This is a genomic window from Kocuria sp., from assembly GCF_030530945.1.
Lineage (GTDB): Bacteria > Actinomycetota > Actinomycetes > Actinomycetales > Micrococcaceae > Kocuria.
In genome coordinates, this window is sequence record NZ_JAUMTZ010000018.1 from 1 (window position 1) to 23275 (window position 23275).

Annotated in this window: 21 protein-coding genes, 2 tRNA genes and 1 pseudogene; 15 read left to right on the forward strand and 9 right to left on the reverse strand. The window is 71.8% G+C overall.

Translation table 11 applies throughout. From position 1 onward, the window contains the following. Positions 1-394 precede the first annotated feature (394 nt). Together Q4A22_RS11465 and Q4A22_RS11470 are read left to right on the forward strand one after the other, a co-directional pair. Positions 395-466, forward strand: a tRNA-Thr gene (locus tag Q4A22_RS11465). A gap of 53 nt (positions 467-519) precedes the next feature. Continuing rightward, positions 520-593: transfer RNA gene (locus Q4A22_RS11470), tRNA-Met, on the forward strand. A gap of 4 nt (positions 594-597) precedes the next feature. Here the strand turns inward: Q4A22_RS11470 and Q4A22_RS11475 are convergent. Further along, positions 598-1437, reverse strand: coding sequence for an AraC family transcriptional regulator (locus Q4A22_RS11475; RefSeq protein ID WP_303179613.1), 840 nt, complete (start codon positions 1435-1437; stop codon positions 598-600). 140 nt (positions 1438-1577) lie between these two features. Between Q4A22_RS11475 and Q4A22_RS11480 the strand changes: the two genes are divergently transcribed. The 12 genes from Q4A22_RS11480 (at position 1578) to Q4A22_RS11535 (ending at position 14865) form a co-directional block, all read left to right on the forward strand. Continuing rightward, complete coding sequence (locus Q4A22_RS11480; RefSeq protein WP_303179616.1) at positions 1578-2681, forward strand: ABC transporter substrate-binding protein; 1104 nt, start codon at positions 1578-1580, stop codon at positions 2679-2681. A 141-nt stretch (positions 2682-2822) separates the two neighbouring features. Next, entirely contained in the window at positions 2823-3923 is a 1101-nt protein-coding gene (locus tag Q4A22_RS11485; protein ID WP_303179618.1) for an ABC transporter substrate-binding protein, read from the forward strand. Beyond that, a complete protein-coding gene (locus tag Q4A22_RS11490) occupies positions 3920-4993 on the forward strand; it encodes an iron ABC transporter permease (RefSeq protein WP_303179620.1) in 1074 nt (357 codons plus the stop codon). Before Q4A22_RS11485 ends, Q4A22_RS11490 begins: the two co-directional genes overlap by 4 nt. After that, complete coding sequence (locus Q4A22_RS11495) at positions 4990-6060, forward strand: iron chelate uptake ABC transporter family permease subunit (protein WP_303179622.1); 1071 nt, start codon at positions 4990-4992, stop codon at positions 6058-6060. Before Q4A22_RS11490 ends, Q4A22_RS11495 begins: the two co-directional genes overlap by 4 nt. Then, entirely contained in the window at positions 6057-6935 is an 879-nt protein-coding gene (locus tag Q4A22_RS11500) for an ABC transporter ATP-binding protein (RefSeq protein WP_303179624.1), read from the forward strand. Before Q4A22_RS11495 ends, Q4A22_RS11500 begins: the two co-directional genes overlap by 4 nt. A 2-nt stretch (positions 6936-6937) precedes the next feature. Further along, complete coding sequence (locus tag Q4A22_RS11505; protein WP_303179626.1) at positions 6938-8809, forward strand: siderophore-interacting protein; 1872 nt, start codon at positions 6938-6940, stop codon at positions 8807-8809. Beyond that, positions 8806-10476 (forward strand): ABC transporter ATP-binding protein, encoded by a 1671-nt coding sequence (locus Q4A22_RS11510; protein WP_303179627.1) that lies wholly within the window; start codon positions 8806-8808, stop codon positions 10474-10476. Before Q4A22_RS11505 ends, Q4A22_RS11510 begins: the two co-directional genes overlap by 4 nt. Continuing rightward, a complete protein-coding gene (locus Q4A22_RS11515; RefSeq protein WP_303179629.1) occupies positions 10473-12347 on the forward strand; it encodes an ABC transporter ATP-binding protein in 1875 nt (624 codons plus the stop codon). Before Q4A22_RS11510 ends, Q4A22_RS11515 begins: the two co-directional genes overlap by 4 nt. 38 nt (positions 12348-12385) lie before the next feature. After that, positions 12386-12835 (forward strand): MaoC family dehydratase N-terminal domain-containing protein, encoded by a 450-nt coding sequence (locus Q4A22_RS11520; RefSeq protein WP_303179630.1) that lies wholly within the window; start codon positions 12386-12388, stop codon positions 12833-12835. Beyond that, positions 12832-13314, forward strand: a complete 483-nt coding sequence (locus Q4A22_RS11525; protein WP_303179632.1) for a MaoC/PaaZ C-terminal domain-containing protein — start codon at positions 12832-12834, stop codon at positions 13312-13314. Before Q4A22_RS11520 ends, Q4A22_RS11525 begins: the two co-directional genes overlap by 4 nt. 11 nt (positions 13315-13325) lie before the next feature. Continuing rightward, entirely contained in the window at positions 13326-14441 is a 1116-nt protein-coding gene (locus Q4A22_RS11530) for a UDP-N-acetylmuramate dehydrogenase (protein WP_303179634.1), read from the forward strand. A gap of 16 nt (positions 14442-14457) precedes the next feature. Further along, a complete protein-coding gene (locus tag Q4A22_RS11535) occupies positions 14458-14865 on the forward strand; it encodes a PGPGW domain-containing protein (protein ID WP_303179635.1) in 408 nt (135 codons plus the stop codon). Positions 14866-14914: 49 nt separating this feature from the next. Here Q4A22_RS11535 and Q4A22_RS11540 read toward each other — a convergent pair. Together Q4A22_RS11540 and Q4A22_RS11545 are read right to left on the reverse strand one after the other, a co-directional pair. Then, a pseudogene (locus tag Q4A22_RS11540) lies at positions 14915-15896 on the reverse strand (IS481 family transposase); the annotation flags it as partial. A 124-nt stretch (positions 15897-16020) separates the two neighbouring features. Further along, positions 16021-16689, reverse strand: a complete 669-nt coding sequence (locus Q4A22_RS11545; RefSeq protein WP_303179636.1) for a GAP family protein — start codon at positions 16687-16689, stop codon at positions 16021-16023. A 67-nt stretch (positions 16690-16756) separates the two neighbouring features. On the opposite strand from Q4A22_RS11545, the gene Q4A22_RS11550 reads away from it, so the two are divergent. After that, positions 16757-17359, forward strand: coding sequence for a TetR/AcrR family transcriptional regulator (locus Q4A22_RS11550; RefSeq protein WP_303179637.1), 603 nt, complete (start codon positions 16757-16759; stop codon positions 17357-17359). Between the two features lie 206 nt (positions 17360-17565). On the opposite strand, the gene asd is transcribed toward Q4A22_RS11550, so the two are convergent. The 6 genes from asd to Q4A22_RS11580 form a co-directional block, all read right to left on the reverse strand. Next, a complete protein-coding gene (gene asd / locus Q4A22_RS11555; RefSeq protein ID WP_303179638.1) occupies positions 17566-18702 on the reverse strand; it encodes an aspartate-semialdehyde dehydrogenase in 1137 nt (378 codons plus the stop codon). A gap of 42 nt (positions 18703-18744) precedes the next feature. Beyond that, the gene (locus Q4A22_RS11560; protein WP_303179639.1) at positions 18745-19632 is read right to left on the reverse strand and encodes a dihydrofolate reductase; all 888 of its coding nucleotides are present in this window, start codon (positions 19630-19632) and stop codon (positions 18745-18747) included. Beyond that, positions 19629-20453, reverse strand: a complete 825-nt coding sequence (locus Q4A22_RS11565; RefSeq protein ID WP_303179640.1) for a thymidylate synthase — start codon at positions 20451-20453, stop codon at positions 19629-19631. The genes Q4A22_RS11560 and Q4A22_RS11565 overlap by 4 nt, the downstream gene beginning before the upstream one ends. Before the next feature lie 128 nt (positions 20454-20581). Continuing rightward, entirely contained in the window at positions 20582-21532 is a 951-nt protein-coding gene (locus Q4A22_RS11570) for an NUDIX hydrolase (protein ID WP_303179642.1), read from the reverse strand. Between the two features lie 75 nt (positions 21533-21607). Further along, the gene (gene mshD, locus Q4A22_RS11575; RefSeq protein ID WP_303179644.1) at positions 21608-22519 is read right to left on the reverse strand and encodes a mycothiol synthase; all 912 of its coding nucleotides are present in this window, start codon (positions 22517-22519) and stop codon (positions 21608-21610) included. Positions 22520-22563: 44 nt separating this feature from the next. After that, entirely contained in the window at positions 22564-23250 is a 687-nt protein-coding gene (locus Q4A22_RS11580) for a response regulator transcription factor (protein WP_303179646.1), read from the reverse strand. Positions 23251-23275 lie beyond the last annotated feature (25 nt).

The window sequence follows — 23275 nt, forward strand, 5'->3', positions numbered from 1 at the left end:
GTGGCTACCGAGATGACCGTGGTGGCGGACGGCCCCGAGGTGGCGGGTCCTCCTACCAGGACCGCCCCCGCAGGAAGAGCTACGACAAGTTCAACGGCGGCCACTCCGGGCGCTGACCGGACTCCCCGCTGAGCGGCCCCCACCCCACCACGGGGATGGGGGCCGCTTGCGGTTCCGGGGCTGGTGGTGGGGTGGCCTCGCTGTCGGGACATGCTGCGTTTGCTCCGCAAGTGCAGATTTCGGGGCCGCGGGGTGCATTTGCTCCACTTCACAGCATCCGCCGCCGCAGGACGACGACGCCGCCCGCGCCCGGATTTCCCGGCCCGTCCCGGGGTTCCGGAGCGCGGAGCCGTTTTGTGCAGGGCGCGGCAATGCTGTTAGAGTATTCCGCGTTGCCCCGATAGCTCAGTGGTAGAGCGCCATCTTGGTAAGATGGAGGTCCCGGGATCGATTCCCGGTCGGGGCTCTCATGATGACAACCTGCGGAACCTTGTGAACCGCGGGTTTCATCCATGATGTGGCGGTGTAGCTCAGCTGGTTAGAGCGCACGACTCATAATCGTGAGGTCGACGGATCGAGCCCGTCCACCGCTACCGTTCAGGCGCCGTTCCCTCCGGGGAGCGGCGCCTTTTCCGTTCCCGTCTTCGCGTATCTGCCGGGTGGGGCGCCGTAACGGGAGGTGAAGGCCCTGCGGAACGCGGACGCACTGGTGTAGCCGCACCGACGGGCCGTGTCGGTCACTGAGGCCCCCATCCGCAGCAGGTCCAGTGCCTCCGCGAGGCGCAGCCGCGTGCGCCACTGGTGCGGCGTCATGCCCGTCTCGGCCAGGAACTGCCGCTGCACGGTGCGGTGCACCGAGTAGTTGGCCGCGACGACCTCCGCGATGCTTCGGGTGTCGGAGAGGTCCTCCAGGAAGGCCGCGGCCACGGTCTGCGCCTCGGCGGAGCGGGGAGCGGGTGGGCGCGCTGCGGGCTCGAGCCCGGCGACGAGTGCGGCCACCCGGGCCTCCAGATCCACCGTGGCGGAGAGCGCATCACCGTACTGCTGCTGCAGCAGCGCCATGAGCAGCAGCGTCTGCGCGCGTGGGATGCGCAGGACCGCCCCGGGGGGCAGCCCGGAGGCCCCCAGCTCGAGGCGCAGGAACAGCGGAAACACCACGGAGTCCGCGGCCACGTGCAGCCGGTGCTGGACGCCCGCCGGGATCCAGCAGGCGTGGCCGCCGGGCAGGACCCTCGGACCAGAGGCGAGGTGCACGTCCGTCCGGCCGTGGAGCTGCCACAGCAGCAGGTGGCAGTCTCCGTGGAGCCGTGCGGGAACCGTGATGGTGGGAACCCCCAGGGCGGGACGGCCGCCCCACCCTTCCGCGCTCTCCTCCCCCGGGGACGCCATCGTTTCCGGGGGAGTGTCACCCGTGGCGTTCTGTCGGTTTTCGGTCACCTGATGTCGCTTTCTGGAGGGTGCCTGCAATTAGGTAAGGCTAACCTTTTCGAACTGTGGGCGCATGCGTAGGCCGTTCGGCCTGGGGATCGCGTGCCGACCCGTCCAAGCCGCTCGTGCCACAGGAAGGCATTGCCGTCATGCAGATCTCGTCCGTCTCACGCCGGTTCGTCCCCGGCGCCGCCTCGGCGCTGGCCCTCGCACTCGTCCTGGGAGGCTGTGGCGCTCCGGGGTCGGACTCCGCGGGCGGGGCCGAGGGCTCCAGTGCCTCGCAGGCGTCGTCGTTGCTGCCGCAGGCGGAGGGGGCGACGCAGTATCCGCTGGTGCTGACGTCCCCGTGGGGTGAGACCACGCTGGACAAGCGTCCGGAGCGCATCGCGGTGGTCACCTCGGACTTCGATCCGGAGTACCTCTCGATGCTCAAGGCCACTCCCGTGTTCGCCCCCGAGGACGTCATGAGCAACGTGTGGATGAACAACGCGTTCCCGCAGAAGGTGGAGAACCTCAAGAAGGCATCGGGGGACGAACCCCCCTACGAGGCCATTGCCGCGAGCAGGCCGGATGTCATCGTGGCCACCGCGTTCGCGGACAAGGAGCAGTACGACCGCCTGAGGAAGATCGCCCCGGTGGTCTCCGTGGGCGGCAAGGACGGGACGGAGGACCCGGACGAGACGTGGCAGGACCGGCTGACCCGGGTGGGTGAGGCCCTGGACTTGAAGTCGGCGGCAGAGCGTGAGATCCAGAACTACGACCAGCGTCTCGCCGCGGTTCGGGAGGACCACCCCGAGTTCGAGGGCAAGACCATCAGCTACCCCGTCTACTACGGCACCGAGGACGTGTCGTTCATGAACTCCACCGGGGACACCTCCGAGCAGGTGTTCTCCGCCATGGGCTTCGCGAAGAACCCGAACTCGGAGAAGTTCGTGCAGGACCCCACGGTCAGCAACGAGCAGCTGGGGCTGCTGGACGCGGACGTGATGCTCATGTCGGACAACTCCGTGTCCCAGAGCGGCGAGAGCTCGTCCTCGCTGAACACCGTCACGGACCTGCAGCTCTTCAAGAACCTGCCGGTGGTCAAGAACGGCCGGGTGGTGTACCTGAGCAACCACAAGGACAGCTACACGGTGGACGGCAAGACCCACGAGGGGAACGTGGCCTTCGCCATGGCCCACAGCGGCCCGCTCGCCCAGGCCTGGGCCGCGGAGCAGCTCGCTCCCTACCTCTCCGAGGCCCTCCAGAAGTAGTGCCCCCGCAATGTCAGCCGGCCCGTGACCACGGCAGAGGTGTTCGAGGCAGGCTGCCCGCGGCAGTGGCGCCGCGCCTGCTGTTCTCCCGCGGGGCGTCTTCCGGACCCCGGCCCGCACCACAAGAAAGGTTGTGCTGTCATGCAGAACACCTCGTTCCGGCGTCGGCTCGTGCCAGCGGTCGCTTCGGGCATCACCCTGGCCCTCGTGCTCGGAGGGTGCGGGTCCTCGGACAGCGGCTCCGGGACGGCGGACTCCTCGGCGTCGGAGTCGGCGTCCTCGTTGCTGCCGCAGGCGGAGGGGACCACGCAGTACCCGCTGACGCTGGGGTCCCCCTGGGGCGAGACCACGCTGGAGAAGCGCCCGGAGCGGGTGGCCGTGCTCACCGCGGACTACGACTCCGAGTACCTCTCCATGCTGGGCACGATCCCGGTGTTCGCGCCGGACGACGTCTACGACATGGTGTGGATGAAGAACGCCTTTCCCCAGAAGGTGGAGACCCTCCAGGAAGTCCCCTGGGGCGAGCCGCCCTACGAGGCAGTGGCGGCCTCACGCCCTGACGTGATCGTGGCGACGTTCAACACGGACAAGGCCCAGTACGACCGCCTGAAGTCCATCGCCCCGGTGGTCTCCGTGGGAGGCTCCGGTGGCAGGGAGGACCAGGGAGAGACCTGGAGGGACCGGATGCTGCGCGTGGGCGAGGCATTGGACCTGCGTTCCGCCGCGGAGCGGAAGATCACGGAGCACGACGAGCAGCTGGCGTCCCTGCGCGCGGCACATCCCGAGTTCACGGGCAGAACCGTGACGTACGGGGTCTACTACGACACCGAGAACGGGTTGAACTTCAACAACGCCGCCGGCAGCAACTCGGAGCGCATCTTCTTTGACATGGGGTTCGAGAAGAACCCGAACGGGGAGAAGTTCGCGGACGACCAGAAGGTCAGCAACGAGCAGCTGCCCCTGCTGGACGCGGACGTGATGCTCCTGGCGGACAACTCGGCGCGTCAGGCGGGCGAGAAGTCCACTCTGCGCACGATCACGGACCTGCAGCTGTTCAAGAACCTTCCCGTGGTCCAGGACGGCCGGACCGTCGTGTACCAGAACGGCGTCGACTCCTACACGGTCAACGGCAGCACGCACGACGGCAACTTCGCGTGGGCACTGAGCGAGTCCGGTCCTCTCGCCGAGCAGTGGGCCGCCCAGGAGCTGGCTCCCTACCTCTCCGAGGCTGTCCAGAAGTGACGGCCGTGTCCATGCTCACCGGCACCACCACGGCAGCCGCGTCCGCCAAAGCGGGCACCGCCGCGCCGGATGTCTTCCGCTCCCGCAGGGTCTGGGGTCTCCTGCTGCTGCTCGCGGCCCTCGTCGGGGCCGCCACGCTGAGCCTGCTGGTGGGCAGCAACATGCGGTCGCTGCCGGAGACGGTGGACGCCCTGCTGCACCGGGACGGCTCGGAGACCTCGCTCATCGTGTGGACGCTGCGCGTGCCGCGAACGGTGCTCGCGGTGGTCAGCGGGGTCGCGTTCGCGCTGGCGGGCGGCCTCATCCAGGCCCTCACGCGCAACCCGCTGGCGGACCCGGGGATCCTGGGGGTCAACGCCGGGTCGGGCCTGGCGGTGACTCTGGGCGTGGGCCTGTTCGGGGCCACCGGGGGCCACAGCGTCATGTGGCTCGCGTTCGGCGGCGCACTGCTGGCCACGGTGTGCGTGTACCTGGTGGGAGGGGGAGGCAGGGGGCAGGCCTCACCCGTGACCCTCGTGCTCGCGGGTGTGGCCCTCGGTGCCCTGTTCGGCGGGGTCGGGGCGGCCGTGGAGCTGCTGGACCCGGAGACGTTCCGCGCCCTGCGCAGCTGGGGTCTCGGCACCGTGGCCGTGGTGGACTTCTCGGGTGTCGCCCTGCTGGTGCCGTACCTGCTGGTGGCGCTGGTCCTCGTGCTCGTGATCGCGCCCTCGCTGAACGCCCTGGCCCTCGGCGACGAGTTCGCCACCGCGCTGGGATCGAACGTGGCACGCACCCGGGTGCTCGGCCTGGTCGCCGTCACCCTCCTGGCCGGTGGCGGCACCGCGCTCACGGGCGGCATCGCCTTTGTGGGTCTCATGGTCCCGCACGTGGTGCGCTGGTTCACCGGACCGGACCAGCGCTGGGTGCTGGGGTACTGCCTCCTGGCGGGCCCCGTCCTCGTGCTGCTCGCGGACGTCCTGGGCCGTGTCCTCACTCCGCCCAGTGAGATCGAGGCGGGTCTCGTCACGGCGGTGGTGGGCGCGCCGGTCCTGATCGCACTCGTGCGTAGGAAGCGGGCGAGCGGACTGTGAGCAACGCACCGGGCATCGACTTCGGGACACCCACTCTCGAGCTCGCGGGACCGACCACTGGCCTGCGGCTCAGTCTGCGCGTGGTGGTCGTGACCGCGGCCCTGCTCCTGGTGGCCCTGTGCACGGTGGTCATGCTCATGACCACCGGCGACTTCACCCTCACCCCCGGTGAGGTCCTCCAGGCCCTCGTGGGGGCGGGCGAGCCCTTCAACCGCGTGATCGTGCTGGAGTGGCGCCTCCCCACGGCTCTCGCGGCCCTCGTGTTCGGGGGACTCCTGGGTCTGGGCGGGGCCATCTTCCAGTCCCTCACGCGCAACCCCCTGGGCTCCCCGGACATCATCGGCTTCGACGCCGGGTCCTACTCGGCCGTGCTGGTCCTGATGCTCGTGGTGGGCACGTCCGACTACTGGAGCATCGCGGTGGCATCCGTGGCGGGAGGCCTGGTGGTCGCGGCCCTGGTCTACGCGCTCGCATACCGCCGGGGCATGCAGGGGTTCCGGCTCATCATCGTGGGCATCGGCATCGCGTCCCTGCTGGGCTCCGTGAACTCCTACCTGATGTCCCGCGCGGACCTGGACGACGCGATGGCCGTGGGGTTCTGGTCCGCGGGCACGCTCTCCCGCACGAGCTGGGCGAGCATGGTGCCGGCCATGGTGCTCGCCCTGGTGATCGCCGTGTGCGCCACCGCGCTCGCGCCGTCCCTGCGGCAGCTGGAGCTGGGCGACGACGCCGCCGTCTCCCACGGCGTGTCCGTCACCCCCCGCAGGCTCGCGCTGATGGTGGTGGGGGTGGCCACCACGGCCGTGGTCACGGCTGCCGCCGGCCCCATCGGTTTCGTGGCGCTCGCGGCTCCGCAGCTGGCACGCCGGGCCACGGGATCGGCGGGGGTGGGACTGGGCTCCGCCGCGGCAATGGGTGCACTGCTGCTCACCCTGGCGCAGGGCCTGTCCGTGCTGTGCGCCACACACGGCCGGCCCGTGCCCGTGGGGCTGGTGACCGTGTGCGTGGGCGGTGCCTACTTCGTGGTGCTGCTGATCCGAGAGACGAGAAAGGCGGGACGAGCGTGACGACGACACACGTGACACCCTCCACGGCCACACCGGTGGCGGTCGAGGGTGCGACCATCGGCTACGACCGCCGGGTGATCAGCGAGAACCTCAGCGTGAGCGTGCCCGAGAACTCGTTCACGGCCATCATCGGCCCCAACGCGTGCGGGAAATCCACGCTGCTGCGGGCGGTGGCGCGCGTCCTCGCGCCGGGGTCCGGTGCGGTGCTGCTGGACGGGAGGAACATCCGCTCCTACGGCTCCAAGGAGATCGCCCGCCGCATGGGTCTGCTGCCACAGACCTCCTTGGCGCCCGAGGGCATCCGCGTGGCGGACCTCGTGGCCCGCGGCCGCTTCCCGCACCAGGGCATCTTCCGGCAGTGGAGCACCGAGGACCGGCAGGCCGTGGTGGAGGCCATGGAGCAGACCCGCACGTCCGAGCTGTCCGGGCGGCTCGTGGACGAGCTCTCGGGCGGGCAACGGCAGCGGGTGTGGGTGGCCATGCTGCTCGCGCAGCGCACCGACATCCTGCTGCTGGACGAGCCCACCACTTTCCTGGACATCAGCCACCAGTACGAGCTGCTGGAGCTCTTTCGCGCTCTGCACCGGCGGGGTCGCACGCTTGTGGCCGTGCTGCACGACCTCAACCAGGCCGCCCGCTACGCGGACAACCTGGTGGTCATGAAGGAGGGTCGGGTGGTGGCCACCGGCCACCCCCGCGAGGTGCTCACCGCGGAGCTGGTCGAGGAGGTCTTCGGCATGCGCTGCGCCGTGCTCCCGGACCCGGTGGCGGGCACACCGGCCGTCTTCCCGCTCCCGCCCGACGAGGCCACAAGCGACCAACGGCCCGACAACGACGTCGCCGGGCACCAGCGGGTGCGCGGCGGAGAGGAGTGAGCATGGCACAGAGCATGCGGCGAACGGAGATCTACCCCATCACGGTGCGTGAGCTGGAGGTGCTGCGCGTCCAGGACGTGACCCCCGGAATGCGCCGGGTCACGCTGGGCGGTGAGGGGCTGGGGGCCCACACCGCGCCCAACGGGATGCCCGTCCACGCGTTCCGCTCGGACGGCTTCGACGACGAGTTCAAGCTCTTCCTCACGCACCCCTCCCTGGCCGAGCCCCTGAGGCCCGAGCAGGCGGACGGCACCGTCATCTGGCCGCGGGACGAACGGCTGGTGCCCCGCACCTACACGGTGCGCCGCTGGGATCCGCTGGCCGGCGAGCTGGACGTGGACTTCGTGGTGCACGGCGTGGGCATGGCCACCACGTGGGCGCGGCGGGCCACCGCGGGCCAACGGATCCCCATTGCGGGTCCCAAGTCCTCCAGCTCCCACCCTCTGGGGGCGGACTGGACCCTGGTGGCGGGGGACGAGACCGCGCTGCCCGCCATCGGGCGGTGGCTGGAGGAGTGGCCGGAGGGGGAGCGCGGGAAGGTGTTCGTCGAGGTGGCCGAGGACTCCCACCGCCAGGACCTCACGGTCCCGGAGGGCGTGGAGCTGACCTGGCTCAGCCGCGAGGGCGCGGAGCCCGGAACCACCACGCTGCTGCTCGACGCGATCACGGGCACCGAGTGGTGGCCCGGCAAGGCCTTCGCGTGGGTCGCGGGCGAGGCCACCACGCTCACCCCCATCCGCCGCTGGCTGCGCAACGAGAAGGGACTCGGGCGCGAGCAGCTGGATGTCACCGGGTACTGGAAGTGCAAGCCCGCGGAGGCGTCTGCGGAAGATCCGGAGCTGCCCCGGGACGAGGCCGGAGAAGACCTTCACGAGCGTCTCGAGTCCCTCGCGGGAATCCTGCCCGCCTTCGCCGTGCGCACGGCCGTGACCCTGGGCATCCCGGACGCCCTGGCCGATGAGCCCCTCACGGCCGCGGCCCTGGCCGGCGCCGTGGGTGTTCCCGTGGCCGGACTGGAGCGGCTGCTGCCGTACCTGGTGACCCAGGACGTCCTGCGTGCGGAGCAGGCCCCCGTGCGGTACGAGCTCACGGAGCTGGGCCGGGAGCTGCAGGACGACTACGTCCACGACGTCCTGGACCTGAACGGGTACGAGGCGTGGCGGGAGATCACGGCAGGGCTGTCCCTGATCGCCGCGGTCCGCGGCGGTGCGCATGCCCGTTCCGCCCGTGCCCGGTCGTCCGAGGAGCTGGCCTCCCGCCCCGACCTTGTGGACGCGCGCAGCTCGGACGCCGAGGAGTTCGCGGACTTCTACGGGGCCACGCTCGCCGGCATGCTGCCACTGGCCTCGGCGCGCCGTCTGGCCGTGGCCGGCCCCGCCGCGGGTGCGCTCGCGGAGCTCTTCGTGCGGGAGAACCCGGACCTGCGCGTGAGCATCCTGGGGCGCCCCGAGCAGCTGGCCTCGGTGCGCCGGCGACACGGGGAGAACCCCCGGATCGAGCACGCGCCGCTGCCCGGTGTGGAGGGGGATGCAGCCGTCGGCGGGGCAGGGGGCGGGGAGTACGACGTCGCCATCCTGGCCATGGAGCTCGGCCAGTGGCCGGACCCGCAGGCCAGAGCCCTGCTGGGTGCGCTGCGTCCCTCCCGGGGCCTGTTCGTCATGGACGAGGTGCTGGACCCGGTGGGCGTGGAGGAGCACGACCTCGAGCACAATCTGCTCGACTTCGCCCTCACCGGGGGTGGCGTCCGCACGGACGGACAGTTCCGCGAGCTGCTGCATGAGAGCGGCCACGAGGTGGTGGCGCGGGAGAACGTGGGCTGGAGCGGACAGCTCTACGAGACGCGGCTCGCCGAGCACACGACCGCGTCCCCGTGAACCGGCGTATCCGGGCGGGCTCCTCAGCGGTGGACGCGGAGCCCGCGGCAGGCGTGGGCGGTCCGCTCAGTGCCTCCGGGCCCCCGCCGCCCGCCACGGGCTCGCCGCTGGACGGCGCACGGACGCCGTCCCAGCTGCTGCGCGGGATCGTCCGGGCGGGCCTTCCGCTGGCGCTGCCCGGCTCGCTGCTGGTGGCGCTCGGCGCCTTCGCGGGAACCCTGATCCCGGTGGTCGTGGGCCGAGCGGTGGACCGTGTGCTCGCGCCCGTGCTCGGGGGCGCCGCGTGGCAGAGCGTCACGGGAGTTCTTGCCGTGCTCCTGCTGGTCCTCGCGGTGGTGTACGGCGTTCAGATCGTGGGCGAACGCTTCGGTACGCGGCTGGGATGGTACGCGATGCAGCGCGTCCAGTACCGCCTCGGTCTGGACCTGACCGGGCGGCTGCTGCGGGGCGGAGAGCACACGCGCCTACCCGGGGAGATTCTCTCCCGCGTGACCTCTGACGTCTCCCGGGCCGCCCGTGTGCTGTTCGTGCTGATCTACCCCCCGGGGGAGATCCTGGCCCTGGCCAGCACCACCGTGATCCTGTGGCGGCTGGACGTGCGGCTCGCCCTCGTGGTGTTCGTGGGGGCGCCCCTGGTGCTCGCGCTGCTCCACCGCATGGGCGCGGCACTGGAGCGGCGCACCCAGCAGGAGCTCGATGCGCTGGGCCACGTGGCGGCCACGGCCTCGGACCTGCTGCAGGGCCTGGGCACCGTCCAGGGACTGCGTGCCCAGCGCGTTGCCGCGCGGCGCTACGCGCAGGACAGCCACCGCACCCTGCGCGTCACCCTCGCCGCCCGGGCCACCGAATCCGTGTTCGACGGCGTGGTGCAGGGCGTGAGCGCACTGTTCGTCGCGCTGCTGGTGGGCGCCGCCGCGTGGCTCACGCTCACTGGTGGGATCACGGTGGGCGCGCTGACCACCGTGGCCGGGTTGAGCGTGAACGTCATCGGCCCGCTCGGCACCGTCACGGACGCCCTCGTGAGCTTCTGGGCCACGGGCCGGGGCGCGGCCGGGCGCCTGCTCGACCTCGCGCGCGAGACGGAGGCCCCCGCCGTCGTCCGCCCCGCCGCCGGCGCGGTGTCCGTCGCGGAGCACGACGCCGTGCGGCGGGTGCTCGCCGCCGTACGAGACCCCCGCGGCGCCCACGGGATGCTCGCCGTGCGCACATCGGACGCGGGCTCCGTGCAGCTGCGCGCGGTTCTGGGGGAGCTCTCGTCCCGCACCACGCTCGTGGCCCCCCGTGCCCCGGAGATCATGGCCGGGACCGTCCTGGAGAACGTGGCGCTCGCGGACAGCGACGAACGGGCTGTGGACCGGGCCCGCGCCGCCCTGCGCGCCGCGAGTCTGGAGCCGGACGAGCTCGCCCGGGGATACGGCACGGACACCGGTGAGGGCGGCTCCGCCCTGTCCGGCGGCCAGCGGCAGCGCGTGGCCCTGGCGCGGGCGCTCGCCCACGAGCCGCGGGTCCTCGTGCTGGAGGAGCCCACCACGTCCGTGGACGCCGTGACCGAGCACCGCATTGCCACGGGGGTCGTGGCCCACAGGGGCGGGCGCACCACGATCGTGATCACCACGTCCCCCGTGTTCCACGCCGTGGCGCGCGAGAGCTGGGAGCACATGCCGTGAACCAGGACCGCGTCCTGCTGCCCGTGGCCACCGGGCGCCAGATCCTGCACGAGACCCGCCGGCTCGCCCGCGGCCGTGGCTGTCGGCTGGGCGCGGTGGTGGTGCTCTTCGCGGTGGACGCGCTGCTCGTCCTGGCGGTGCCGCTGATCGTGGGCCGTGCCGTGGACGCCACCGTGGCCGGGGACACCACCCGCCTGGTGGGCGCCGTGGCGGGCCTCGTCCTCTCAGCGGTGCTCGTGGGCTGCGTCCAGTGGCTGGCCCGGTGGCAGACCGCCCGCCTGGTGGAACCCGCGGTGGCTCTGCTGCGCGAGGAGTTCGTGGACTCCGTGCTGGGCATGCCGCGCCAGCGCGTGGATGCGGCGGGCGGCGGGGACGTGCTCTCGCGCGCCACCGCGGACGTCACAGAGCTCTCCGAGAACGCTGCCACGGTGCTGCCCCGTCTGGTCTCCCTGGTGCTCACCCTCGTGACCGTGGCCCTGACCCTCGGCGCACTGGACCCCCGCTACCTGCTGGCCGTGGTGGTCGTCCTCCCGCTCACGGCGCTCACCATGCGCTGGTACCTGGGCACCGGCCCCCGCACCTACGCGGCGGAGCGGCGTGCCCTCGCCGAACGTGGCCGCCACGTGCTGGACACCTTCCGTGCCGAGCGCACCGTGCGGGCGTACCACCTGGAGCAGCGCCAGCTGCACCGGGTCCGGGACGCCTCCTGGGTGCACGTGCGGTGGGCCATGCGCGCGCGGGTCGTGCAGAACATCCTGCTCTCCCGCGTGACCACTGCCGAGGGCGCGGGGCTCGCGGCGGTGCTGTGCGTGAGCCTGTGGATCGCCGCCACCGAGGACACGACCGCCGGTGCGCTCACCGCCGGGATCCTGCTGTTCCTGCGGATCGTGGATCCCGTCTCCGAGCTGCTCTTCGTCTCGGACGACCTGCAGAGTGCCGCCTCCGCCATGGGCCGCGTGGTGGGCGTGGTGCTCGAGGGCCGAGTCACCCGGGGTGGGCAACCCCGCCCCTGCGTCCCCGCAGGCTCCCGGGCGGGTGGAGCGCCCCCGCTGGATCGCACGCCGTCGCCCGAGGGCCACCGGGGCCCCGCGCCGCTACGAGGGCCCGGTCGGGACTCGGCGTCGTCGCCGCCGGTGCAGCTGCAGGGCGTGGGTCTGCGCTACGGGGACGGGCCCGAGGTGCTCAGGGCCGTGGACCTCGTGCTCCAACCCGGGGAGCACGTGGCGCTCGTGGGGGCCACGGGGTCGGGGAAGACGACCCTGGGCGGCGTGGTCGCCGGGCTGCTCCAGCCCACGGCCGGGCGTCGGCTCGCCGCGGTCCCGGACGGGCGGATCGCCACGGTGACGCAGGAGACCCACGTGTTCTCCGCGTCCCTGCGCGAGAACCTTCTGCTCGCGGACCCCGGTGCGGACGACGAGCGGCTCGTCGCCGTTCTGCGGGAGCTCGGCGCGGACACGCTGCTTCAGGACTGCGGAGGCAGCCTGGACACCGTCCTGGGTGCGGGTGGGATCCGGCTGGAGCCCGCGGCCGCACAGCAGCTGGCGCTCGTGCGGATGGCGCTGGCCGAACCGGAGCTCGTGGTGCTGGACGAGGCCACGGCGGAGGCGGGCAGCGTGGACGCGCGAACCCTCGAGGAGACCGCGTTCGCCGCGATCCGTGGGCGTGCCGCCCTCGTGGTGGCCCACCGGCTCTCCCAGGCCCAGCGCTGCGACCGTGTGGTGGTGCTGGAGGGCGGCGAGGTGCTCGAGTGCGGGCCCCACGAGGAGCTGGTGGCCCGCGGCGGGCGCTACGCCCGGCTGTGGGCCGCGTGGCAGGGCCGGGACCCGGCGGGCGGCGCAACGGCGGACACCCGCGGAGGCGGCACCGGCTAGGCTGGCCGCGGAAACCCCCGTGAGGAATCGAGGAGAGCATGTCCGTTTCCCAGGCCGTGGTGGGCACGACCTACCCGCCCATCACCCCGTACCGGGTGGGTCGCGAGAAGATCCGCGAGTTCGCCGCGGCCGTCAAGGCCACGGATCCCGCCCACCACGACGTCGCCGCCGCCCGGGCCGCCGGCCACGCGGACCTCGTGGCACCGCCCACGTTCGCGATCGTCGTCTCCCAGCGCGCCGACGCCGCCCTGGTCGCCGACCCCGCGGCGGGCATCGACTTCTCCCGCGTGGTCCACACCGAGCAGCGTTTCACCCACCACCGCCCGGTGGTGGCGGGGGACGAGCTGACGGCCGCCGTCACGGTGGACGCCGTGCGGCCCCTGGGCTCGGGTGCCATGGTGACCTCCCGGGTGGAGGTCACCACGGTGGACGGTGAGAAGGTGGCGACCACCGTGTCGTCGCTGCTCGTGCGAGGAGAGGACCAGTGAGCGTGGACTTCGAGAGCCTGGAGAAGGGCACACCGGTCGGCGAGCGCCGGGTGGAGGTGTCCCGCGCGGACCTCGTGCGCTACGCGGGGGCGTCCGGGGACTTCAACCCCATCCACTGGAACGAGGAGTTCGCCCGCTCGGTGGGGCTGCCGAACGTGATCGCCCACGGCATGTTCACCATGGGCGCCGCGGTGGCCCTGGTGACCGAGTGGGCCGGGGACCCCGGTGCGGTGGTGGACTACCAGACGCGGTTCACCAAGCCCGTGGTGGTTCCCAACGCCTTCGACGCCGCTGTGGAACCCAGCACCGAGCTGACGGTAACGGGCGTCGTGGGGGCCGTGGACCCCGAGGCCCGCACCGCGCGGGTGGACCTCACGGTCACGGCACCGGATCTCGCGGAGGCGGACGCCGACCGCGCGTCCGCGGCGCAGCTGAAGGTGCTGGTCAAGGCCCAGGCCGTGGTGCGGTTCCCCCAGTAGACTCGTCCACCATGAACGCTCCCCGCCTGTCCGAGCTCACCACCACCGCCGTGGGCGGTCCCGCCGCGCGCTACGTGGCGGCCGCCACCGACGCGGACGTCGTGGCCGCGGTCTCCGCCGCGGACCGGGCGGGGGAGCGGGTGCTGGTCCTGGGCGGCGGCTCCAACGTGCTCGCCTCGGAGCAGCCGGTGGAGGCCACCGTGGTCCACGTGGCCACCCGCGGCCTGAGCGTGTCCGAGGTCGCGGACGGCCAGGTGCTCGTGGCGGTGGCCGCGGGACACCCGTGGGACGACCTCGTGCGGGAGACGGTGGAGCGCGGCCTCTCCGGTCTGGAGACCCTCTCCGGGATCCCTGGCACCACCGGCGCCACGCCCGTGCAGAACGTGGGCGCGTACGGGGCGGAGGTCTCCCAGACCATCACGGACGTGAGGGTGTGGGACCGCACCGAGGAGCGCCAGCGGGTCTTCTCCTGGGAGGAGCTGGAGTTCTCCTACCGGGACTCCCTGCTCAAGCGCAGCATCACCCACGGCTCCCCGCGGTACGTGGTGCTGTCCGTGACGTTCCGCCTGGAGCCCCGCGCGGAGTCCATTCCCATCCGCTACGCCCAGCTGGCCACGGCCCTGGGCGTCGACGCCGGGCAGCGCGCCCCGCTGGCCACCGTGCGGGACACCGTGCTGCGGCTGCGGGCGGGCAAGGGCATGGTGCTGGACCCCCAGGACCGGGACACCTACAGCACCGGCTCCTTCTTCACGAACCCCGTGGTCCCCGAGGGCGAGCTCACGGACCGGATCCCGGCGGATGCCCCCCGCTACCCGGTGCTGGACGCCCGGGGGAACACCGTGCCCGGCGCCGTGAAGTTCTCGGCGGCCTGGCTCATCGACCACGCCGGCTTCGGCAAGGGCTTCGGTCTGCCCGGCACCAGCAACGAGCTGCTGGGGCTGGAGGGCGACGCCGTCGCGGCCGGCCGGGCGTCCCTGTCCACCAAGCACACGCTCGCCATGACGAACCGGGGCTCGGCCACGGGGGAGGACGTGGCCGCGGTGGCCCGCACGGTGCGCCGCGGCGTCCAGGAGGTCTTCGGGGTCACGCTGGAGCCCGAGCCCGTGCTGCTGGGGCTGAGCCTGTGACCGGGGGTTTGTAGGGGTGAGCTCCGAGCTGCACGAGGAGATCGAGCGCGGGGAGCAGGGTGGCCGTGTCCACCGGGCGGTGCTGCGCCTGCGCGCCGTCTCCGAGAGGCACCCCGTGCTGCGGGTCCTGCACAAGGGGATCGTGATCGTGCTCGGCGCGGTCCTGGGCCTGGCGGGTCTGGTGATGCTCGTGACCCCGGGGCCCGGGTGGCTGTTCATCTTCCTGGGGCTCGGCGTGTGGAGCACCGAGTTCGAGTGGGCGCACCGGTTGAACCTGCGCATCAAGCGTGCGGCGCTGCGCGTGTGGCGGTGGTGGTCCAACCTGGTGGCCGAGCGGCGTCACCGCAGGGCCCGGGACAGGCCCCACCGCCTGGTGCAGGGACCCCGGCACATGCGCGCCCCGGCCCCCGGGACCACGGCCTAAAGCCCTGACACCGGCCGGGAGCCCGACCGCCGTGGCGCCAGTGCCAGGTGTACTGACCGGACACGTTGATCAATCGTGAGAAGGGTGGCTGGTTGCCGCAGGCGGTGGGGCCGGTGGTGGTTGTACTGGTGTAGTTAGCCGGCCAGGGCGTCGCGTCTTTCTTGCTCGCTGGTGTAGCAGCGGGCGTACGCCCACTCGTCTGCCATTGTGCGGCGGAAGCGCTCGACCTTGCCGTTGGCCTGGGGCCGGTACGGGCGTGTCCTCTTCGACGTGATTGACAGGACATCGCAGGTGTCACGCCACAAGTGTGAGCGGTAGGCGCCCCCGTTGTCCGACAGCACCCGTTTGACGGTGACGCCGCGTTCGGCGAACCACTCGATAGCGCGGTGCAAGACAGCCACGGCGGTGATGGCTGTCTTATCGTCGTGGACCTCGCTGTACGCGACGCGGGAGTGGTCGTCGATGATGGTGTGCACGAATGCATACCCGAGCCTGGGGTGGCGCCACTTGCTCTCCGGCTTACCCGGCGTGGCAGCCCGGTTCTGCTCTCCCTGGAGCCGTCCGACATAGCGCCACCCGCCGCCGTCGGGGATGTTCCCGAGCTTCTTCACGTCTACGTGCACAAGGGACCCGGGGTGGGGGTGCTCGTACCGGCGGATCGGCTCAGCGGTTGCCCGGTCGACATAGGACAGCCGGTTCAGGCGCGCGACCGTGAGGACGCGGTGGAGCGTGGACGGGGCGATGCCGAGCCGGGCTGCAAGTTGAACTGGGCGCCTTCGCGCAACCGCATTCGTAGGCTCACACAGCGCTTGGTCACGGCCTTCGGGGTTCTTGTTCGGCGACGACCTCGGGCGTGACGAGCGGTCCTGCATCGACTCGCCGGACAGGTAGCGGTCGACCTAACGCTTCACCGTCGGCCAGGACACCTGGAACCGGGCAGCGACCTCACTGATCGGCCATCCGTCATCGACAACGAGGCGGGCGACCTTGAGGCGGTAGCGGGGAGCCAGGACGGCGTCTGGGTGTGGCATTGGGCATCTCTCCTCGATCGCCAGGCGATCTGTGTTGATGGGCTGGAAGGTACAGCTACGAACCGACTGTGGCGACGCGCATGAGAGCCCCACAGCCGCGATCGCCGGTCAATGCCGCAGATCGTCAGCTGCGGCTCGCCAGGGCGAACCAGGCTCCCCTGATGAGGAAGATGCCGACGAGCGCCGCCGCCCACAGCAGGCTCACCTTGGCCTCACGTTCCAGCCGAGGGACGAGCCGCTCGAGGCGAGGCCATACCCGGTTGCCGAATGTGGCAGCGAGCCCAATGAGGACGATGGCGGGCATGATCATGACGAGGCAGTACCCCGCGAGGACGAGCAGCCGGACGGGCCAGCCGATGGGCATCCCGGTGATGATCCCGTTCGCTGCGAGGTAGGGGAGCATCGTCGCGGCTTCCGTGAGGGCGGCCCCCGCCCCGAGCGCGACCATCGCGGCAAGCGACAGCGACCGGGGCTGAGGGACGGGGCCCTGCCTCGGGGCAGGCGTCGGCGACAGCACGCCCACGAGGATCAGGACCACGCCGATTGCCAGCCGGACCCAGATACCTGCATCGCTGGACCATGCCCGGGACAGTGGCCCGATGAGAACGTCATAGCCCGCCATCAGGGCCGCACCCAGCGCGTAGTAGATGGCCACCACAGTACCCAGGTAGACGGCCAGGGGGGCCACATCCACCCGGCGTCGTGCGATCACGAGAACGAGGGGGATGATCAGGGTCCCCAGGCTCGTGCTGTCCAGCAGGGCGAGACCTACCAATGCCAGCAGTTCAATCACCACAGCCCACTCTCTTACGATCGTATGAGTCGCGGTCAGTATAGCCTGGCCCGGAACAGGAGGGCACATGTCGACATCACCCATGAAGCAGGCGCTCACCCCCGCCCAGGTGCGTATCGCCGACGCCGCGATCCGCGTCATCGCGCAGCAGGGCTTCGACGTCGTCAGCGTGCGGACCGTGGCCCAGGAGTCCGGACAGTCGGCCGGCACCGTCCAGTACCACTACAAGACGCGTCAGGACCTGCTCGTCGCGGCCTTGGTGCGGTCGATCCAACGGCAGCGCGAACGTATCAATGCGGCCGACACGGCCCAAGGCAGCTATCGCCGATCGATGGCCCGGTCCCTGCGCGAACTCCTGCCGCTGGAGGGTGTCTGCCGCGAAGACGCAGCAGTGTGGGTCAGCTACGGCGCCGCCGCGTCGACCCGCGACTGGCTGGCAGGGCTCTATTGGGGAGTGATGAGCGAGTTCCATCGCGACATCGAAGTGGTGCTGGAGCGGGCGCAAAGGGACGGCCGGCTACGTGAAGGGCTGACCCCCCAGACCGCTGCCCCGATCGTGACCGCCCTAGTCAACGGACTGACCATTGACCACCTCAACGCGCCGCCAGAAGCGCGAGAGGGGATCGGACAAGCCCTGGATCGCGGCCTGTCCCTGATCCTCACGGATTGAATGGCCCCCATCGATCAACGTCCCCGGTCAGTACAGCTAGGAGCCGTGCGCCCGCACTCCAGGCACCGTTGCAGACCAGACACCGTGGCAGGTTGGACACCTGGCACTCCATGCCCGGTCGCAGCCCAGGTACCGTGCCCCGCCGGCCCACCGTCGGGCGGCAGGTGCCGCGTGCGGCGGTGGACCGGGCGTCCCGCGACCTCGGCTCAGAGCGTCCCGAGGGCGATCTTCAGCATGCGCCGCACGGGTTCGGCGGCACCCCACAGCAGCTGGTCCCCCACGGTGAACGCGGAGACGTACTGCGGCCCCATGGACAGCGGCCGGATGCGTCCCACGGGGATCTGCAGGGACCCGGAGGCCGCCACGGGGGTGAGGTCCCGCACGGAGTCCTCCTTGGTGTTGGGCACCACGGTGGCCCACTCGTTGTCCGCGTCCAGGATCCGCTCGATCTCCGCCACGGGGATCTCCTCCCGCAACTTGAGGGTGAGCGCCTGGGAGTGGGAGCGCATGGCGGCGATCCGCACGCACAGCCCGTCCACGGGCACCACGGAGTCCGTGGAACGGCCCAGGATCTTGTTGGTCTCGGCCTGTGCCTTCCACTCCTCGCGGGACTGCCCGCTGCCCAGGTCCGCGTCGATCCAGGGGATGAGCGAACCCGCCAGGGGCACCCCGAACTGCTCGGTGTCCAGCTCGCCGGAGCGCTGCGCGGCGAGCACGGTGCGGTCGATCTCCAGGATTGCGGAGGCCGGGTCCGCCAGCTCGTCCGCCACGCCCGCGTGGAGGTCCCCGAACTGCCGAAGCACCTCCCGCATGTGGCGCGCGCCGCCGCCGGAGGCCGCCTGGTAGGTCATGGAGGTGGCCCACTCCACGAGGTCGTTGCGGAACAGCCCGCCCAGACCCATGAGCATGCAGGAGACGGTGCAGTTGCCGCCCACGAAGTCCTTCACCCCGCGCTCCAGGGCGGCGTCGATCACGTCCCGGTTCACCGGGTCCAGCACGATCACGGCGTCGTCCCGCATGCGCAGCGTGGAGGCGGCGTCGATCCAGATGCCGTCCCAGCCGCGCTGCCGCAGGGCCCCGTGCACGGCCTTCGTGTAGTCCCCGCCCTGCGTGGTCACCAGGACGGGCAGCTGGGCGAGCGTCTCCAGGTCGTGCGCGTCCTGCAGCGTGCCGGTGTCCCCGAGGCCGTCGACCACGGGGGCCGCGCCCCCGGCGTTGGACGTGGAGAAGAAGACCGGGTCCAGTCCGGCGAAGTCGTTCTCGGCGCGCATGCGGTCCATGAGTATGGAACCCACCATGCCGCGCCAACCGATGAAACCTACGGCTGCGGGGTGTGAAGTCATGCCCCCACTCTACCGAGCGGCCCGCCACGGACCCGGGCCGACTCAGCCCCGGGTCCGCGGGTCCGGAGTGGTGGCCAGCAGGTTCCGGTAGGCGGGGAACCGGTCCACGAAGTCCCGCACGTAGCTGCACGAGGCGCGCACCTTCACGCCGCGCTCGCGGTACCCGTCGAGCACTCGGGACACCAGGGTGCGGGCGTGTCCCCTGCCGCCGAAGGCGGGGAAGACCACGGTGTGCTGCAGGTCCACGGTGCCGTCCGCGAGGACCTCCCCGCTCAGGAAGCCGAGCTGCTGTCCTTCGAGCCACAGCTCGTACCGGGTGCCGTCCCCGCTCCGGACCACCCGTGGGCCGGGGGCCTGCCCCGTCCCCGGGTCCAGTGTGTGGTCGTCGATCCGGTACCGCGTGCCGTTGCCCGCCACGGTCCAGTCCGCGACCTCGCGGCGGGACCAGGCGTCGTCGAGCGCGGGGGCGTAGGTGTCGCCGGTGACGTCCAGGTCCACGGTGGTGACCAGGACCCGGGTGAGCGGCAGGGGAGTGTGGGCCGCGGCCTCGCGCCACACGCCCGGCCCGCCGAGCACCCAGATCTCGCGGGGCTCGGTCTCCGGCCCCGCCGCGGGCTCGGCGGCGAGCACGTCGAGCGCCACCGCCACGGCCTCGGCGTAGGACCCCACGGCCCACACCCGCTCCCCGTCCGCGGGCACGGACTCAGGGCGGGAGGTGATCACGATGTTCTGCCGCCCGGGCAGCGGCCGCACCCGCTCCGGGAACGAGTCCCAGGTGCGCCGCCCCATGACCACGGGGTGCCCGATCGTGGTGCGGGCGAAGAACTTCAGGTCCTCGGAGAGGTGCCAGGGCAGCCCGCCGTCCACCCCGATCACACCGTCCGGCGTCTGGGCCCAGATGGCGCCCACCACCACGTCGACCGCGCTCACACCGCCACCGGAGCCTTGATGCCGGGGTGGTGGCGGTAGTCGTCCACGGCGAAGTCCTCGTACTCGTAGTCGAAGATGCTGGCGGGGCGGCGCGTGAGGCGCAGCGTGGGGTAGGGGTACGGCTCGCGGGCCAGCTGCGTGCGCACCTGCTCCAGGTGGTTCGTGTAGATGTGGCAGTCCCCTCCCGTCCACACGAACTCGCCGGGCACCAGGTCGCACTGCTGGGCCACCATCACGGTGAGCAGGGCGTAGGACGCGATGTTGAACGGCACCCCCAGGAACAGGTCCGCGGAGCGCTGGTAGAGCTGGCAGCTCAGGGCGTCCGGTCCGTCCTCGCGCGGCTGCACGTAGAACTGGAACAGGGCGTGGCACGGCGGCAGCGCCATCCGGTCCACCTCCGCGGGGTTCCAGGCGGTGACCACGTGCCGGCGGGAGTCCGGGGTGGTGCGGATGGACTCCACCACGCGCGCGATCTGGTCGATGCTCTCCCCGTGGCCCGCGGGCCAGCTGCGCCACTGCACGCCGTAGACCGGGCCCAGCTCGCCGTCCGGGTCCGCCCACTCGTCCCAGATGCTCACGCCGCGCTCCTGCAGCCAGCGCACGTTCGAGGAGCCGGAGAGGAACCAGAGCAGCTCCAGCGCCACGGACCTGAAGTGCACCCGCTTGGTGGTCAGCAGCGGGAAGGAGCCGTCCGAGAGGTCGTAGCGGATCTGGCGGCCGAACACGGACAGGGTCCCGGTCCCGGTGCGGTCGGTCTTCGGCGTCCCGTTCTCCAGGACGTCCCGCAGGAGGTCCTCGTACGGGGTGGGGATGGTGGGCATGGGCTTCCTTTCGAGGTGTCGCGCGGGCACCGGGTCACCGCGGCGCAGACAGCGCGTGGGCCGGCCCTGCGCGCTGGTTCGCCTCGGCGGCGGGGAGCGCGGGCGGCGTCGTCGGCGCGGTGGTGGGCTCAGTCGTCGAAGGGGGAGATGATCTCGAAGCCCACGGCGCGGGAGCGCTGGGAACCCCGCGGCATGTGGAGCACGATCATCTGTCCGGGGCTCAGGTAGGGGTCCGTGTCCGGGAGCTCCCCGGCCATGCCGGCGGGCATGTGCCTGGCGAGGACCTTCAGCACCGTGGGAAGCACCGGCCGGTGCGTGCACAGCACCACGGGGCGCTCGGTGTCGAAGAGCTGCTCGGTGACCTGGGCCGCGCGCTTGGGGTGGCGCTTGTGGGTGGCCTCGGTCAGCTGCGGGCGCTCCTTGACCTTCACGCCGTGCTTCTGGGCGTAGGGCACCACGGTGGACATGCAGCGCAGCCACGGGGAGGTCACCACGCGCTCCGGGTGCCACGCCGCGAGCAGCCGGGTGACGGCGAGGGCCTGGCGCTTGCCCGTGGCCGCGAGGGGACGGTCGCCCTCGGCGCGCTGCCAGGACGAGCGGGGCTTGGCCTTCGCGTGGCGGATCACGATCACGGGGCGGGTGGCTAGGCTCGCCCGGGCGTGGAGGTCGGTGAGCACGTCCAGCGGGGGACGGTCGTCCGCGTTGGTGAGCATGGTGCGGGCCCGCTCGGGGGTGACCCACTCCATCCGGTCCACCTCGTCGTCCTCGGGGACCGCGCGGGTGCCCGGGGCCACCTCCGCGGCCCAGTAGCGCACGAGCTTGTCGTGGCCCCGGACCTTGTACTCGGAGTCGCCCAGGTGCACCCCCAGCGTGACGCGCAGCCCCGTCTCCTCGCGCAGCTCGCGCACGGCGGTCTCAGGGAGGGTCTCGCCGTCGTCCTGCTTGCCCTTGGGCCAGGACCAGTCGTCGTAGCGGGGGCGGTGGATGACCAGCACCTGGAGCTCGCCCTCCACCACGCGCCAGCAGAGGCATCCCGCGGCGAGGATGTCGTACTTGCTCAGTGCGGTGTTCTTCGCCATGGTCTGCTCTCCGTGCTCACGTGCTCGTGCCCCGCCCGTGGACGCGGCGGGGATCCGTGTCGATGGTAGTGGTGCTCAGCCGCGGTACATGACGTCCACGTGCCAGCGCTCGAAGCCCAACGAGTCGTAGAGCGCCACGGCGGCGGTGTTCTCCGCGTCCACGTAGAGCATGACCTCCTGCAGCCCCCGCTGCGCGAGGTGGTTGATCCCGGCCGCGGTGAGCGCGCGTCCGAGCCCGCCGCCCTGGTGCTGCGGGTCCACGCCCACGGCGTACACCTCGCCCAGGTCCCCGTCCCGTCCCGCGCCGGGGTGCACCTTGGTCCAGTGGAAGCCGACGACGTCGTCCGGGTCCTGCGCGGACACGGCCAGCAGGAAGCCGCTCGGGTCGAACCACGGCTCGTTCTCGCGCTCCTGCAGGTCTGCCAGGCCCAGGTGCCCCTGCTCGGGGTGCTCCGCGAAGGCGCGGGCGTTCACGCGCAGCCAGGACTGCTCGTCCCGGCCCACCTCGAACGGGCGGATCTGCACACCCTCGGGCAGGGAGACCTCCAGCGGGATGTCCTGGGCTCCCGCCACTGTGCGCCTGAGCTGCAGCAGGTCGCGCACCGGGGAGAGGGTGTACAGCTCCGCGAGCCGCTGCGCGGCGGGCTGGTTGCCGTGCGCCCAGGCCTCCACGGTGCCGTCCACGGCGGCGCGCAGCTGCCCCGCGATGGCGGTGGCCACACCCTGGTTGCGGTGCTCCGGGTCCACGGTGAGCTCCACGGTGAAGGTGGAGGCCGCGTCCGGTTGCGGAACCACCACTGCGGCGCCCACCACGGCGTCGTCCTCGGTGGCCACCACGCACGTGACGCCCGCGCGCCCCGAGCGGATGTCCACGAGGGTCTGGTCGGAGAACGGCGGCTCACCGTCCGCCTCGCGGCTGCGCCCGGCGAGCGCCACGAGGTCTTCAGGAAAGGGGATGCTGTCGTACGGGGTCACGGTGACGGACACGGGGTGCCTCCTCGGTGCTGCGGCGGATGGAACGGGTCACGGGCTCAGGGGGAGCTCTCCCTGCCCGTGGTGAAGCTGTACCCCACGTTACGCACCGTGGTGATGAGGTGCTCGTGGTCCGCGCCGAGTTTCGCGCGCAGCCGGCGGATGTGGACGTCCACGGTGCGGGTGCCACCGTAGTAGTCGTAGCCCCACACCTCGGACAGCAGCTGGTGGCGGGTGAACACCCTGCCCACGTGCTGCGCCAGGAACTTCAGCAGCTCGAACTCCTTGAACGTGAGGTTCAGGGGGCGCCCGGCGAGCTTCACCGTGTACGAGTCCTCGTGGATGCTCACGGCCCCCGCCCGGATCACGTCGTCGTCCTCCGCGGGCCCGGGGGCACCCGCGGCGCTCGCGAGCCGCACCCGCGCCTCCACCTCCGCGGGTCCCGCGGTGTCCAGCACCACGTCCGCCACCCGCCACGACGGCGCCACGGCCGCCATGCCGCCCTCGGTCACCACCAGCAGCACCGGGACCGGCCGCTGCGCGGCGGACAGGCTCTGGGCGGCGTTGCGCGCGGCCACGAGGTCCGCCGTGCCGTCCACCAGGACCAGGTCCGGACGGCCAGGACCGGCCAGGGCGGAGGTGTCCTCGAACGGGTGGGCCACCACGTGGTGCGCCAGCAGCTGCAGCGCCGGCAGGACGGTCTCCGCGGCACGGGCGCCGCGGCTGAGCAGGGCGATGTGGGACACGGTGGGATCCGCTCGGACGCGTGGG

What these genes read in the sequence shown, in the direction of transcription:
- Q4A22_RS11480 (WP_303179616.1), top strand. Translation starts at nt 1,578, where the DNA reads ATGCAGATCTCGTCCGTCTCACGCCGGTTCGTCCCCGGCGCCGCCTCG.
- Q4A22_RS11485 (WP_303179618.1), top strand. Translation starts at nt 2,823, where the DNA reads ATGCAGAACACCTCGTTCCGGCGTCGGCTCGTGCCAGCGGTCGCTTCG.
- Q4A22_RS11505 (WP_303179626.1), top strand. Translation starts at nt 6,938, where the DNA reads ATGGCACAGAGCATGCGGCGAACGGAGATCTACCCCATCACGGTGCGT.
- Q4A22_RS11520 (WP_303179630.1), top strand. Translation starts at nt 12,386, where the DNA reads ATGTCCGTTTCCCAGGCCGTGGTGGGCACGACCTACCCGCCCATCACC.
- Q4A22_RS11530 (WP_303179634.1), top strand. Translation starts at nt 13,326, where the DNA reads ATGAACGCTCCCCGCCTGTCCGAGCTCACCACCACCGCCGTGGGCGGT.
- Q4A22_RS11550 (WP_303179637.1), top strand. Translation starts at nt 16,757, where the DNA reads ATGTCGACATCACCCATGAAGCAGGCGCTCACCCCCGCCCAGGTGCGT.
- asd (WP_303179638.1), bottom strand. Translation starts at nt 18,702, where the DNA reads ATGACTTCACACCCCGCAGCCGTAGGTTTCATCGGTTGGCGCGGCATG.
- Q4A22_RS11565 (WP_303179640.1), bottom strand. Translation starts at nt 20,453, where the DNA reads ATGCCCACCATCCCCACCCCGTACGAGGACCTCCTGCGGGACGTCCTG.
- Q4A22_RS11570 (WP_303179642.1), bottom strand. Translation starts at nt 21,532, where the DNA reads ATGGCGAAGAACACCGCACTGAGCAAGTACGACATCCTCGCCGCGGGA.